Source organism: Rhodococcus sp. NPDC058505 (assembly GCF_042720095.1).
Lineage (GTDB): Bacteria > Actinomycetota > Actinomycetes > Mycobacteriales > Mycobacteriaceae > Rhodococcus_G.
In genome coordinates this window covers 213,633-227,657 of the sequence record NZ_JBHXNB010000004.1, presented here as the reverse complement: position 1 = coordinate 227,657, position 14,025 = coordinate 213,633, and the positions used below count along the sequence as shown (strand labels likewise).

The following is a 14,025-nucleotide window of genomic DNA, read 5'->3' as shown; positions in this document are numbered from 1 at the left end:
GGCCGCCCTAGTCCATCGTCGGGATGACGAAGTGGTCGCCGGGAGCGGAGTCCACGGAGCGACTCTTCAGCTCGGGATGCTCCTTGGTGCCCGACGGCCAGCGCTGGGTGACCGTCTTGGTCTTGGTGTAGAAGCGGAACGAGTCCGGGCCGTGCTGGTTGAGGTCGCCGAATCCGGACCGCTTCCAGCCCCCGAAGGTGTGGTAGGCGATCGGAACCGGGATCGGGACGTTGACGCCGACCATGCCGACGTTGACCCGGTTCGCGAAGTCGCGGGCGGTGTCGCCGTCCCGGGTGAAGATCGCGACGCCGTTGCCGTACTCGTGCTCGGAGGGCAGCCGCAGCGCCTCCTCGTAGTCGGCGGCGCGGGTGACGACCAGCACCGGGCCGAAGACCTCCTCCCGGTAGATCGCCATGTCGGTGGTGACCCGGTCGAACAGGGTTGCGCCGGTGAAGAAGCCGTCCTCGTTGCCCGCGAGGGAGAAGCCGCGGCCGTCGACGACCAGGTCGGCGCCCTCGTCGATGCCGACCTGGATGTAGTGGTTCACCCGGTCGACGGCGTCCCGGCTGACCAGCGGCCCGAAGTCGACACCCTCGTCGTCGGAGCGGCCGATCGTCAGCCTCCGGACCCGCTCGGTGAGCTTCGCGACCAGCGCGTCGGCGGTCTCCTCACCGACCGGCACCGCGACGGACAGCGCCATGCAGCGCTCGCCCGCGGACCCGTACGCCGCCCCGACCAGGGCGTCCGCAACCTCGTCGAGGTCGGCGTCGGGCATCACGATCGCGTGGTTCTTCGCGCCGCCGAAGCATTGGGCGCGCTTGCCGTTGGCGGCGGCGGTCTCGTAGATGTACTGCGCGATCGGGGTGGACCCGACAAAGCCGACCGCCCTGACCCGGTCGTCGGTGAGCAGCACGTCGACGACCTCCTTGTCGCCGTTGACCACGTTGAACACGCCCGCGGGCAGACCGGCCTCGAGGAACAGCTCGGCGAGGCGCAGCGGCACCGACGGGTCACGCTCGGACGGCTTGAGGATGAACGCGTTGCCCGCGGCGAGGGCCGGGCCCGCCTTCCACAGCGGGATCATCGCCGGGAAGTTGAACGGGGTGATGCCCGCGACGACGCCGAGCGGCTGGCGCATCGAATAGACGTCGATGCCGGTGCCCGCGGATTCGGTGTATTCGCCCTTGAGCAGATGCGGGGCACCGAGCGCGAATTCGATGACCTCGAGGCCGCGCTGAATGTCACCCCGCGCGTCGGGGACGGTCTTGCCGTGCTCGGAGGACAGCAGTCGGGCGAGCGAATCCATCTCGTCCTGCACCAACTGGAGGAACCTGATCAGCACACGGGCCCGCTTCTGCGGGTTGAACGCGGCCCATTCCCGCTGCGCCGCTTCGGCGTTGGCGATGACCCCCTCCGTCTCGGCGCGGTCGGCCAGCGGGACGCGGGCCTGCACCTGACCGGTGTTGGGATCGAAGACGTCGGCGAACCTGCCGGAGCTGCCGGGGATGCGCTTGCCGCCGACAAAGTGCGTGAGTTCCTGAACCATGACCAACCGTCCTGACTGAGAGCGTGAGCGATCCTCGCGAATATGTGCTCATCCTATAGTTGGATGTCCATGCATGTCTAGATCGGCGCACCGGGAGGTACGACCCGACCTGCCGCGCATACCAGCCGGAGCCACCCGGACCGTGATGTTTGACGGCGCCCAGAAACGGTCATCCCACCAACATGCGACGCAGATCAGGGATGACTCTCGGTTCCATCGCGATCGCCGGCACGGTGTCCGGCTGCTGGGGTGGCGCAAACCCGGTCGAGGACATTCCGCACGCGTACGGCAGCCAGGCCGAGGTGGGCGGCATCGACCTGCGGAACGTTCGAATCACCCCCTCGGTCGAACCCGGAACCTGCGTCATGCAACGCGACGGCCCGTCGGAACTGTCCTTCACGGCGGTCAACACCGGCCGGGAGCCCGATCGCCTGGTCGGAATCACCAGCGACGCCGCGCAGTCGGTGACCATTGAGGCTGCGCCGGATCTGCTCCTCCTCGCCGGCGGGTCCGCCCTCGCCGCCGGTCAACCCGTCGAGCAGCTCGACACGCCGATGGCACCGGACGAACCGATCCACGTGCTGATGTACCAACTGGAAGAATGGGTGCAGCCGGGGCGGAGCGCGGCGGTCACCTTCGTCTTCGAGGTCGCAGGCAGCGCCACCGTCGAGGCACCGATCGATTCCTGCCCCTCCGGCGCACCCCGGTAGCCGCCATGTCCGCCGACCCGATGGCGGCCCGACCGGAATGACGACGAGCGCTATCCCCCGAGGGTCGAATAGAGGTCGTCGAGGTCGCGGGCGGCCCGGGCGAGGTCGTGGTCGCCGGGGGCGGTCGCCCGCAGCGCGGCATGCAGGTGCACCGGGTTCAGCTCCTGCGGCGCTGGCGCGATCGGCGGGCGCGGCAGCCCGGGCAGGTCCGTCGCGTCGCCGAACCAGTCCCCCGGATCCTCGGGTCCGTCGGAGCGGTCGTCGACGCCGTGGATCAGGGTGTCAAGGTCCACCCCGCGCAGCGTCAGCAGCAGCGTCGGGTCGGTGTCGAGCCGCTCCGCCGTCACCGCGACCAGCGCGGCCGCGTGCCGGCACGGCCACCCCTGGTCCGGGCAGGTGCACCCGAAGTCGATGTCGCCCGACCCGGTCGGCAGCAGCAGCTCCCCGAGCTCGGCGGGCACCTGGCCCGCCGCGACCGACGCGAGCACTCCCGGCGTGCCGCGGACCCGGTCCACCACCTCGCCCAGTTCCGCGGCGTCGAGGCGGCGGACCGTGACCGTCGCGGTGAACGGCTCGTTCTGACTGCCCTGTACTTCGCCGATCACGAGGCCCGGCGCGATCCGCGTCCCGAGCACCTGGCCCGCCCGGACGTGGCTGCGCCCGCGCGCGAGGCGGGCCACCTCGACGGAGCGTTCGATGGCCGCGAGCAGGGACCGACCCCAGCCGGGCGTGGCCGCCCGACGGGGCACCGCACGGCTGCTCATTCGCCGACCGCGTCGGGGCCGAGGCGCATCAGCGCGGCGAGCTCGTCGTCACTCATCTCGGTGATCCACTTCTCCCCCACCCCGACCGCGAGGTCCGCCAGTTCCGCCTTGCCGGTAAGCATCGCGTCGATCCGTTCCTCGAGGGTGCCGACGCACAGCAGCTTGCGCACCTGCACGTCCCGGCGTTGCCCGATCCGGAACGCCCGGTCGGTGGCCTGGTTCTCCACCGCCGGATTCCACCACCGGTCCAGGTGCACGACGTGATTGGCGGCGGTCAGGTTGAGTCCGGTGCCGCCGGCCTTGAGGGAGAGCAGCATGATCGGCGTCGTCGACGCGCCCTGCTGGAAGTCCCGCACCATCGCGTCGCGGGCGGTCCGCGGCACCCCGCCGTGCAGGAACGGGACCTGCACCCCGAACCGCTCGGCGAGGTACGGCGCGACGATCGACCCGAACTCCCGGAACTGGGTAAACAGCAGCACCCGCTCACCGTCCCCGAGGACGGCGTCGACGATGTCCTCGACGAGGGCGAGCTTCCCGGACCGGTGCCTGCCGCGGCGCAGCACCGCCGACCCGTCCGCGAGGTAGTGCGCGGGATGATTGCACACCTGCTTGAGCCGGGTCAGCGCCGCGAGCACCACCCCCTTGCGGGCGCGCGGATTGTCGGCGTCCCGCAGTCGCCGGGTCATGTCGTCGAGCACCGCCCGGTACAGGCTCGCCTGCTCGGCGGTCAGGTTGGCGCGCACCGTCATCTCGAACTTGTCCGGGAGATCCGAGATCACCGCCGGGTCGGTCTTGACCCGGCGCAGCACGAACGGTGCGGTGACCGCGGTGAGCCGCGCCAGCGCCGCCTGGTCGCGTTCGCGTTCGATCGGGACCGCGAACCGGGCCCGGAACTGCTGCGGCGACCCGAGCAGCCCGGGGTTCGCGAAGTCGAGGATCGCGCGCAGTTCCTCTAGCCGGTTCTCGACGGGCGTGCCGGTCAACGCCAACCGGTGCCGGGCGGGTATCGCGCGCACCGCCCGCGACTGCGCCGTCCCCGCGTTCTTCACGTGCTGCGCCTCATCGAGAACCACCCGCCCCCAGCCGATCCCACCCAGCACGTCGCGGTCGCGGGCGGCGAGCGCATAGGTGGTGACGACGAGGTCGTGTCCGGTCGCCGCGGCGATCAGCGCGTCGCCGCGCAGTCGGCCCGCGCCGTGGTGGACGTATACCCGCAGGCGCGGGGTGAAGGTCGCCGCCTCGCGCTGCCAGTTACCCACCACCGACATCGGGCACACCAGCAGCGTCGGTGGGACCGGATCGGGCTGTGTCCGGCCTGCCGTCTCCCGCTCGTGGGCGAGCAACGCCAGCACCTGCACCGTTTTTCCGAGCCCCATGTCGTCGGCGAGGACCGCACCGAGCCCGAGCTTGGACATGAACGCCAGCCAGTCCAGTCCGCGCCGCTGGTAGGGCCGCAGCGTCGCGGCCAGCCCCGCCGGGACGGCAACCGGTTCGGGACGCGACCGGGAATCGAGCAGCGCCGCAACCCATCCCGTCGACGCGATCTCGTCGACCGGCAGCGGAGGCGGGCCGGACCCGAGTTCGGCGAGCAGGCCACCCAGCGTCGAAGCGTCATCGGGTCGTGCGCCGACGTACTTCGCGGCCCTCGCGAGCGCCGCCCCGTCGGCCTGCACCCAGCGACCCCGCAGCCGGACCAGATCCGAGGCGGAGCTGGCGAGCCGGTCCAGTTCGGCGGCGGTGAGCACCAGGTCGCCGACGGCGAGTTCCCAGTTGTAGGACAGCAGCTGGCCGAGCCCGACGGCCCGGTCGTCGGTGTCGAGCAGCACCGGCGGGCTGGTCACCGTCAGCCGCAGGGAGGGCGCGGCGATCATCCATTCCCTCGGCAGCAGCAGCGCGATCCCGGCGGCGGCGAGCTCGCGGGCACCGTGCGCGACAAGGTCGGTGACCACCGGCAACGGCAGCAGCAGGTCCAGCCCGTCCGGGTCGGTGGGGACGGCGCGCAGACGCGGATAGGCCTCCATCGCGACCGCGAGTTTGCGCAACGCGAGCCGGAGCCCGTCCGGGTCGGTGTGCCGGACCGGTGCCGGCGCCTCCCCCGCCGGACGCAGGCACACCTCGAGCCGCCACAGCGCGTCCTCGGGATCGTCCCCCGAGTCGTCGGGCTCGAGGAGTCGGAGCACCAGATCCGGTTCCTGCGCGGTGGCCGACTCCCGCCATCGGGTCAGCCGGGCCTCCGCCTGCGCCGCCCCGCCCGCGTCGGCCACCGCGAGCGGGGTGTCGGTGAGCAGCGCGTGCAACAGCGGATGGCCGGCGTCCCGGCCCGCGAGCCGGCCCCGCACGATCGGATCGGTGAGCGTCTCCACGAACGCCTCGAGGGCCTTCCTGCCACCGGCGGCGCGCAGCACGCCGGGCATCGCGACCGCGAGTTCGGCGAGCCACGCGCGCTGCCCGTCGCCACCGAGCAGCCGCCACCGCACCCACCACTGGCCGTCCTCGCGGCGCAGGTCCGGCACCACCCGCCCGGCCTCCGCCCACCGACACACCCCCCGCGCGACGTGGATCAGGTAGCGGAGGTCGCCGGACAGCCGGGGATCGGCGGCGGGCAGGCCGAGCAGCAGGGAGGCGGCGGCGGGCGGCGCCAACGCCAACGCGGGCACCGTCACCTCCGCGACGGTGCCGTCGCCGTTCGGCAGTGCGACGGTGGCACGGTGCCGGAACCGGCGACCCAACACACCGGGCAGCGGCGACGGCAGATCGGCGGCGTCGCCGGGAGCTGCGGCGTCGCGCCAGAGCATCAGGCCCGACCCGGGGGACCACAGCGCGTGCACCACCGGACCATCCAATCACCCGGGCCCGACACCTGGATTTACGACCGCGGCCGGCGGAATAATGACGCTGGAGGCCGGCAGCGATGACGATTCTGATTCAGGTGCTCGAACAGGGCTACTCGCACAGCACGCCGTGGCAGCACCGCAAGTACCAGTTCGTCGACGTCACCCACGTGCTCGGGATGCGACTCGACGGCAACCGGGGCGTCTGGCTGGACATGGCCCGGCCCGGTGAATCCCATCAGCTCGCCCTCGCGCCGAACGCCGAGGACGCGATCCTGTTCCTGATGAAGGCCTTCGATGTGGTCGCTACCTGCCACCAGCAGGGTGGCTCGTGGATGGTCGGGCACGACGGGACCGACTACGCCTCCCTTGCCGCGACCCGGTTCCCGCTGCCGTGACGCGCCGCCAGGATGCGGGTTAGGACGAGATCGTGATGGTGATCGCGCGGCGGGCGTCGACCGACCCGACCGTCACCTCCGGGGCACCGCTGCGGGTACCGACGAAGACCTGCTTCACCCCGTCGCCGGTCGGATAGCTCAGCACCTCGACGACCGGGGAGGTCGCGTCGCCGTCCGGCGTGATCCGGGTCGGACCGCCGCCCTCCCCCGGCTGGCCGGGGTCGATCCCGGTCAGGTCGACCTGCAGGATGCACGCCCCGGGGACCGCGACGGGGTCGTCCGTCCCCCGCAGCAGCGGCATCTGCACGAAGCGGGCGGCCCACCCCGTGGTGCCGTCGCCCCCGAGTTCGAGGACGACGCTGTCGCGGCCCGGTTCCCGGTCCACCCCGATCGACACCAGCGACGGAAGGTCGGGTGGCTGCGGCAGCGCCGCCCCCGGCTCCACCGGCACCAGCACCCGGGTCGGGGGCGCCGCGTCCGGGTTGCCGACGACGAGCTGCCCGGAGAACGACTCGAATCGTTGACACGTGCCGCCCCTGGCTGGCCCGTCCGCGTGGGTGTCGCCGTCGGGCGTGCCGCACCCGCCGAGCAGCACCGCGACGGGGATGAGGGCGGCCAGCCCGCTCGCTGATCGTCCGGTTCCTGGCACGGTGTTGTCCTCCCGGTCGGTGGTCACCGGGTGCCCGGCGCCGCTCAGGGTAGCGGTGTCATCGGGGCTGGTCGGCGGGAACCGGATCCGGCCGGTCACCGGCGGGCCGGACGAACCGCAGGTACGCCAGCGCGAGACCGACCAACCACACCGCACCAACGACGAGGGCCACCCTGGTGTCGGCGTCGAATGCGAGGACCACGATCACGAAGCCGAGGAACGCGAGCGCCGCGAGCTGCGCGTACGGCCACAGCGGGACCGGGAAGGTCAGCGCCGCCACCTCCGCGTCGCTCATCCGGCGGCGGGACCGGTACTGCGACAGCAGGATCATCACCCACACGAAGATGGTGGCGAAGGTGGCGATCGACGCGATGACGAGGAACACCGATTCGGGGATCAGGTAGTTCAACAGCACCGCGACCAGCAGCGCGCCGATCATCACCACCACCGTCATCCACGGCACCCCGGCCCGGGTCACCCGCGTCATCACGGCAGGCGCCTGACCGCGCTGCGCCATGCCGTACATCATCCGGCCTGCGCCGAAGATGTCGCTGTTGATCGCGGACAGGGCCGCGGTGATGACGACGACGTTCAGCACGGCCGCGGCCGGCCCAACCCCGAGGCCCTCGAAGATCTGCACGAACGGGCTGCCCTCGGTGCCGACCGAATGCCACGGGGTGATCGCCATGATCACCGCCAGCGTCGCAATGTAGAACAGCATGATCCGCGCGGGCACCGTGTTCACGGCGCGGGGAATCGTGCGGGCCGGATCCTCGGCCTCGCCGGCGGTGATGCCGATGATCTCGGTGCCGCCGAACGCGAACATGACAATCGCGAAGCAGGCGACGAACCCGCCGAAGCCGTTCGCGAAGAAGCCGCCCTCGGCCCACAGGTTGCTCACCCCCTCGGAGGTGTCGTGGATGCCGAACCCGAAGATCAGGATCGCAACGCCCGCCGCGATCATCGCGATGATCGCGGCCACCTTGACCAGGGTGAACCAGAACTCCAGCTCGCCGAACACCTTGACGCTGAGCAGGTTCAGTGCCCCGATGAAGAACACGATCGCCAACACCCAGATCCAGCGGGGGACATCGGGGAACCAGAAGCCCATGTAGACGCCGAACGCGGTGACGTCGGCGAGGCACACGACGATCATCTCGAACGTGTAGGTCCAGCCGGTCAGGAATCCGGCGAGCGGTCCGAGGTGTTTGCCTGCGTACTCGCCGAACGAGCCGGAGACCGGGTTGCGGACCGCCATCTCACCGAGCGCCCGCAGCACGATGTAGACGACGACGCCGCCGATCAGGTACGCCAGCAGCACCGACGGTCCGGCCTTCTCGATGGCCTCGGCCGAGCCGTAGAACAGTCCGGTCCCGATCGCCGAGCCGAGCGCGATGAAACGGATGTGGCGGGCCGACAAACCCCGGGTCAGCGCCGACGCGGCGTCCTTCACTGCGGAAATCCCCCAGACTGGTCGGGCATGCGTGCGACCAGGACTTTAGTCGTGTTACGCGGGTCACCCGATCGCGGCTCCGCCCCGATGCCGCGGGTTCGACCGCTGACGCTAAGATCGCTGCCAGGTCATGAGTGCCAGTGCCAAGCCCCGGCTCGCTGGTCGGCAACCCTCCATCCGCGGTGGGGTGCCCCGGGTGATGACCTGGTTGTTCGAGAACACGTCGGATGACAAGCGCGGGTCCGCTGGGACGGACCCACCGACAGGGCCACGACCCACCGGAGGTTCACCATGTGTTGTTGTCGCAGATAGGCCCGATCAGCCCTCGGCGCCGGAGACGCGCCCCATCTCCCGACACCCCTGGAGCCAGAGTCACCCATGAGTGAGAACACGATCGATCCGACGGCAGGGTGGAGCTTCGAGACGAAGCAGATCCATGCCGGGCAGACCTCGGACGCCACCACCAAGGCCCGGGCGCTGCCGATCTACCAGACCACCTCGTACACCTTCGACAGCACCGACCACGCCGCGGCGCTGTTCGGGCTTGCCGAACCCGGCAACATCTACACCCGCATCATGAACCCGACGCAGGACGCGGTCGAGCAGCGGATCGCCGCGCTCGAGGGCGGCGTCGCCGCGCTGCTGCTCGCCTCCGGGCAGGCCGCGACGACGTTCGCGCTGCTGAACCTCGCGGGTGCTGGCGACCACGTGGTCGCCAGCCCGCGGCTGTACGGCGGCACCTACAACCTCTTCCACTACACCCTCGCGAAGCTCGGCGTCGAGGTCACGTTCGTCGGGGACCCCGACGACCTCGAGCAGTGGCGGGCCGCGATCCGCCCGACCACCGTCGCGTTCTACGGCGAGTCCATCTCGAACCCGCGCAACGACGTGCTCGACATCCCCGGGATTGCCGCGGTCGGGCATGCGGCGGGGATCCCGCTGATCGTCGACAACACGGTCGCCACCCCGTACCTGCTGCGCCCGCTCGAGCACGGCGCGGACATCGTCGTGCACTCGGCGACGAAGTACCTCGGCGGCCACGGCACCGCGATCGCCGGGGTCATCGTCGACGGCGGCACCTTCGACTGGACGCAGGGCAGGCATCCCGGCTTCACCACCCCCGATCCCAGCTACCACGGTGCCGTCTTCGCGGACCTCGGTGCGCCCGCCTACGCGCTCAAGGCCCGCGTGCAGCTGCTGCGCGACCTCGGGTCGGCGGTGTCGCCGTTCAACGCGTTCCTGATCAGCCAGGGCATCGAGACGTTGAGCCTGCGGATCGAACGGCACGTGCAGAACGCGCAGCGGGTCGCGGAGTTCCTGGATGCCCGGTCGGACGTCACGTCCGTCTCCTATGCGGGGCTGCCGAGCTCGCCGTGGCACGAGCGGGCGCGGGCGCTGATCCCGAAGGGTCCGGGCGCGATCGTCGCGTTCGAACTCGAGGGCGGCGCCCCGGCAGGCAAGAAGTTCGTCGATGCCCTGACGCTGCACAGTCATGTCGCTAACATCGGCGACGTGCGTTCGCTCGTGATCCACCCCGCCTCGACCACCCACGCCCAGCTGTCCCCGGAGGAGCAGTTGGCCTCCGGCGTCACACCCGGACTGGTGCGGCTGGCCGTCGGCATCGAGGGGATCGACGACATCCTGGCCGACCTCGAGACCGGATTCGCGGCGGCGAACTCTTGACAGTCGGCTCCGTCTCGGGCGCCCGTCCGGCCGGCACCCCCGCGGGGTTCCCGCCGCCGGACGGGCGGCTGACGCACATCCCGATCGGCGCGCTCACCCTCGAGAGCGGCGCCGTGCTGCCCGACGTCGTGCTCGCGGTCCAATGCTGGGGCACGCCCACCGCGGCCCGGGACAACATCGTTCTCGTCGAGCACGCGCTGACCGGCGACTCGCACGTCACCGGCCCGGCGTCCGCCGACCACCCGTCGCCCGGCTGGTGGGACGGCATGGTCGGGCCCGGCGCGCCGATCGACACCGACGAGTGGTGCGTCGTCGCCACCAACGTCCTCGGCGGGTGCCGCGGCAGCACCGGCCCGGCGACGCCAGCCCCGGACGGGCGGGCGTGGGGGTCCCGGTTCCCGGGGATCTCGGTGCGCGACCAGGTGACCGCCGAGGTGGCGCTCGCGGACCGGCTGGGAATCGAGCGGTTCGCGGCCGTCCTCGGCGGGTCGATGGGCGGCATGCGCACCCTGGAGTGGATCGTCGGCCACCCGGACCGGGTGACGGCCGCGCTCGTCCTCGCGGTCGGCGCCCGCGCCACCGCCGACCAGATCGGCACCCAGACCACGCAGATGGCGGCCATCACCGCCGACGCCGACTGGCAGGGCGGCGACTACCACGGCACCGGACGCTCGCCGGAGGCCGGTCTCGGCATCGCCCGCCGCATCGCGCACCTGACGTACCGCACCGAGGGCGAACTCGACTCCCGGTTCCGGAACGCGGCGCAGGACGGTGAGGACCCGCGCCACGGTGGCCGCTACGCGGTGCAAAGCTACCTCGAGCATCAGGCGGCGAAGCTGGTCACCCGCTTCGATCCGGCCACCTACGTGCTGTTGTCCGAGGCGATGAACCGGCACGACGTCGGCCGCGGCCGCGGCGGCGTGGAAGCAGCCCTTGCGGCGTGCACCGTGCCGACGATCGTCGGCGGGGTCGACTCGGATCGGCTGTATCCGCTGTGGCAGCAGCGGGAGATCGCGGACCACCTCGCCGGCTGCGAGGGCCTGCGGGTGGTGCATTCGAAGGACGGGCACGACGGCTTCCTCACCGAGGCTGCGTGGGTCACCACCCTGCTCGGCGAGACGATGGCCCTGGCGCGGGCGCATCGGGCGGGCTGCCGGGTCCGATAGCGGATCCGTCGACGCGACACACCCGCGGTGTTTGGCGGCCCGCACCCCGATCATTAGCATGGGGAATCGTGCCCGTCCCCGACTCGCCGCCCACGATCGCCGCATCGAACGAGCAGTCCGCACCGGGCGCCCCCGGGGCGTCCTGGCTGCTCCCGACGGACGGGACCCGAGTCACGGTCGGCATCGGCGCGCTGCGCCTCGAGAGCGGGTCCGTGCTGCCCGATGTCGTCCTCGCCGTGCAGTGCTGGGGCACCCCAACCGCAGCGCGCGACAACATCGTGCTGGTCGAGCACGCGCTCACCGGCGATTCGCACGTCACCGGCGAGGCCGGACAGGGATCCGCCACTGCCGGATGGTGGAACGACCAGGTCGGCCCCGGCGCGCCGCTGGACACCGAGGAATGGTGTGTCGTCACCGCGAACGTGCTCGGCGGATGCGACGGATCCACCGGCCCGGCATCGCCGGCACCGGACCGTGCCGCGTGGGGCTCCCGGTTCCCGGCGATCTCCATCCGCGACCAGGTCGCCGCCGAGGCCGTGCTCGCGGACCTGCTCGGGGTGGACCGCTTCGCGGCGGTCATCGGCGGCTCGATGGGCGGCATGCGCGCCCTCGAGTGGATGGCCGGACACCCGAACCGGGTGCGGTCCGCGCTGGTGTTGGCGGTCGGAGCGCGCGCCACCGCCGACCAGATCGGCACCCAGACCACCCAGATCGCGGCCATCACCGCCGACCCCGACTGGCAGGGCGGCGACTACCACGGCACCGGGCGCTCCCCCCGGGCCGGGCTGGCCCTCGCCCGCAAGATCGCACACCTGACCTACCGCGGCGACGCGGGCCTGGACGGGCGCTTCGCGAACGATCCCCAGCCGGGTGAGGATCCCGGGGCGGGCGGCCGGTACGCGGTGCAGAGCTATCTCGACCATCAGGCGAGGAAACTGACCTCCCGGTTCGACCCCGGCAGCTACGTGGTGCTCACCGACGTCATCAACCGGCACGACGTCGGCCGCGGCCGCGGTGGCGTCGCGGCCGCCCTCACCGCGACCCCGGTCCCGGTTGTCGTCGGCGGCATCGACTCCGATCGGCTGTTCCCGCTGCGGCAGCTCGAGGAACTCGCGGACCTGCTGCCGGGCTGTGACGGGCTGCGGGTGGTCCACTCCGCGGACGGCCACGACGGGTTCCTCACCGAGGCCGCGTGGGTGCGCGGGCTGCTCGGCGAGACGATGGAGCTGGCGCGCGCCGGGCGCACCGGCTGACCGGCGGGCGGGACGCAGTTTCGCGAATGCTCCATCGCGCGTGTCTCGGCTCGATAACATCGCGCCGTGCTCCCTACAGCTTCCGCCTCGACCACCACCCGGCCGCTCCCCCGGCCGCTGGTGGACTTTCCACCGACCGACGGAACGGTGGTCCATCTCGGGATCGGCACCCTGCCGCTCGAGTCGGGCGGGCAGCTGCCCGACGTCACGGTCGCCGTCCAGTGCTGGGGTGAGCCGAGCCGCGACCTCGACAACATCGTGTTGATCGAGCACGCGCTGACCGGCGACTCGCACGTGATCGGGCCCGCGGATGACGCCCATCCCACCCCCGGCTGGTGGCAGGGCATGGTCGGGCCCGGTGCCCCGATCGACACCGACGAGTGGTGCGTGCTCGTCACCAACGCCCTCGGCAGCTGCCGCGGAACGACCGGGCCCGCGTCACCGGCACCGGACGGGCGCGCCTGGGGCTCGCGGTTTCCCGCGATCTCGGTCCGCGACCAGGTCGAGACGGAACGGGCGCTGGCGGACCTGCTGGGTATCGACCGGTTCGCCGCGGTCGTCGGCGGCTCGCTCGGCGGCATGCGCGCCCTGGAGTGGATCATCGGCCACCCGGACCGGATCGCATCGGCGCTGCTGCTGGCGGTCAGCCCGCGGGCCACCGCGGACCAGATCGGCGGCCACACCGCCCAGATCGATGTCATCGCGTCGGACCCGAACTGGCATGGCGGCGACTACTACGGCACCGGCACCTCGCCGGACAACGGGCTGAACATCGCCCGCCGGTTCGCGCACCTGACGTACCGCGGCGCGGCCGCCCTCGACGACCAGTTCGAGAACGCCGAGCAGGACGGCGAGGACATCTGGACCGGCGGCCGGTACGCGGTGCAGAGCTACCTCGAGCATTGCGCGTCCAAGCTGGTGGCGACCTTCGACGCCGGCTCGTTCGTCGCGCTCACCCACTGCGCCAACAAGCACGACGTCGGCCGGGGCCGCGGCGGCATCGCCGCCGCGCTGTCCTCGACGCCGGTGCCGGTGGTCGTCGGCGCCATCGACTCCGACCGGATCATGCCGCTGCACCAGATCGAGGAGATGGCGAATCTGCTCCCCGGGTGCGACGGCACCCGAGTGGTGCACTCGCTGGCGGGGCACGACGGCTTCCTCACCGAGGTCTCGTGGGTGACCGAACTGGTTGCCGAGACCCTGGGGCTGGCCAGGACCGCGCGCCCCGCCCGGTAGCCGCCGCCCCTCGGGGCGCGGCCGCGGCTCAGCCGGTCCCGAGCGGGTCGATCGAGACCGCGAGCCAGACGATGGTGCCACCGACGAGGGTGAGGGCGGCCACGTCGAAGGGCTGCCCGCGCACGGCGAGCAGGCCGACCTCCTCCGGTTGCAGGCAGAGCCGGAACCCGGCCGCCAGCAGTGTCGCGATCCCGAAGACGAAGGCCCCGCGCCGCCACCGATCGGCGAGCACGAATCCGACGCCGACCAGAACCACCGCTGCCACCACGAGCAGCGGCAGGTTCCGGCGCGCGAACCCCGGCTCACGGGCCGGGGTGCCAGCCGAGGCGTTCACCG

At 71.8% G+C, this 14,025-nt stretch carries 12 protein-coding genes and 1 riboswitch; of the genes, 6 read left to right on the top strand and 6 right to left on the bottom strand.

Translation table 11 applies throughout. From position 1 onward, the window contains the following. Window positions 1-7: 7 nt before the first annotated feature. Window positions 8-1,546, bottom strand: coding sequence for a CoA-acylating methylmalonate-semialdehyde dehydrogenase (locus ACFWPA_RS05280; protein ID WP_378505978.1), 1,539 nt, complete (start codon window positions 1,544-1,546; stop codon window positions 8-10). Window positions 1,547-1,746: 200 nt separating this feature from the next. Between ACFWPA_RS05280 and ACFWPA_RS05275 the strand changes: the two genes are divergently transcribed. Beyond that, the gene (locus tag ACFWPA_RS05275; protein WP_378569755.1) at window positions 1,747-2,256 is read left to right on the top strand and encodes a hypothetical protein; all 510 of its coding nucleotides are present in this window, start codon (window positions 1,747-1,749) and stop codon (window positions 2,254-2,256) included. 50 nt (window positions 2,257-2,306) lie between these two features. Here the strand turns inward: ACFWPA_RS05275 and ACFWPA_RS05270 are convergent, their stop codons facing one another. Both ACFWPA_RS05270 and ACFWPA_RS05265 read right to left on the bottom strand, forming a co-directional pair. Continuing rightward, window positions 2,307-3,020: an SWIM zinc finger family protein gene (locus ACFWPA_RS05270; protein ID WP_378569754.1), complete on the bottom strand. Its 714-nt coding sequence runs from the start codon at window positions 3,018-3,020 to the stop codon at window positions 2,307-2,309. Then, the gene (locus ACFWPA_RS05265) at window positions 3,017-5,815 is read right to left on the bottom strand and encodes a DEAD/DEAH box helicase (protein ID WP_378569784.1); all 2,799 of its coding nucleotides are present in this window, start codon (window positions 5,813-5,815) and stop codon (window positions 3,017-3,019) included. Before ACFWPA_RS05265 ends, ACFWPA_RS05270 begins: the two co-directional genes overlap by 4 nt. 116 nt (window positions 5,816-5,931) lie before the next feature. On the opposite strand from ACFWPA_RS05265, the gene ACFWPA_RS05260 reads away from it, so the two are divergent. Continuing rightward, entirely contained in the window at window positions 5,932-6,249 is a 318-nt protein-coding gene (locus ACFWPA_RS05260) for a hypothetical protein (protein WP_378505975.1), read from the top strand. A 19-nt stretch (window positions 6,250-6,268) separates the two neighbouring features. Here ACFWPA_RS05260 and ACFWPA_RS05255 read toward each other — a convergent pair whose 3' ends face one another. Beyond that, the gene (locus tag ACFWPA_RS05255; RefSeq protein WP_378505974.1) at window positions 6,269-6,898 is read right to left on the bottom strand and encodes a hypothetical protein; all 630 of its coding nucleotides are present in this window, start codon (window positions 6,896-6,898) and stop codon (window positions 6,269-6,271) included. Between the two features lie 58 nt (window positions 6,899-6,956). Beyond that, window positions 6,957-8,351, bottom strand: coding sequence for an amino acid permease (locus ACFWPA_RS05250; RefSeq protein ID WP_378569753.1), 1,395 nt, complete (start codon window positions 8,349-8,351; stop codon window positions 6,957-6,959). Window positions 8,352-8,477: 126 nt separating this feature from the next. Next, window positions 8,478-8,594: riboswitch (SAM riboswitch) on the top strand. A 135-nt stretch (window positions 8,595-8,729) separates the two neighbouring features. On the opposite strand from ACFWPA_RS05250, the gene ACFWPA_RS05245 reads away from it, so the two are divergent. The 4 genes from ACFWPA_RS05245 to ACFWPA_RS05230 all read left to right on the top strand — a co-directional run bounded on the left by ACFWPA_RS05245 (window position 8,730) and on the right by ACFWPA_RS05230 (window position 13,689). Next, window positions 8,730-10,034 carry a bifunctional o-acetylhomoserine/o-acetylserine sulfhydrylase gene (locus ACFWPA_RS05245; RefSeq protein WP_378505972.1) on the top strand — a complete coding sequence of 435 codons (1,305 nt, stop codon included), beginning with the start codon at window positions 8,730-8,732 and terminating at the stop codon, window positions 10,032-10,034. After that, a complete protein-coding gene (locus ACFWPA_RS05240) occupies window positions 10,031-11,200 on the top strand; it encodes a homoserine O-acetyltransferase (RefSeq protein WP_378569752.1) in 1,170 nt (389 codons plus the stop codon). Before ACFWPA_RS05245 ends, ACFWPA_RS05240 begins: the two co-directional genes overlap by 4 nt. Window positions 11,201-11,346: 146 nt before the next feature. Continuing rightward, window positions 11,347-12,453, top strand: a complete 1,107-nt coding sequence (locus ACFWPA_RS05235) for a homoserine O-acetyltransferase (protein ID WP_378569783.1) — start codon at window positions 11,347-11,349, stop codon at window positions 12,451-12,453. 120 nt (window positions 12,454-12,573) lie between these two features. After that, window positions 12,574-13,689 (top strand): homoserine O-acetyltransferase, encoded by a 1,116-nt coding sequence (locus ACFWPA_RS05230; protein ID WP_378569782.1) that lies wholly within the window; start codon window positions 12,574-12,576, stop codon window positions 13,687-13,689. A 28-nt stretch (window positions 13,690-13,717) separates the two neighbouring features. On the opposite strand, the gene ACFWPA_RS05225 is transcribed toward ACFWPA_RS05230, so the two are convergent. Then, on the bottom strand, window positions 13,718-14,023 hold the full coding sequence (locus tag ACFWPA_RS05225; RefSeq protein ID WP_378569751.1) for a DUF3017 domain-containing protein: 306 nt from the start codon (window positions 14,021-14,023) through the stop codon (window positions 13,718-13,720). Window positions 14,024-14,025: the final 2 nt, after the last annotated feature.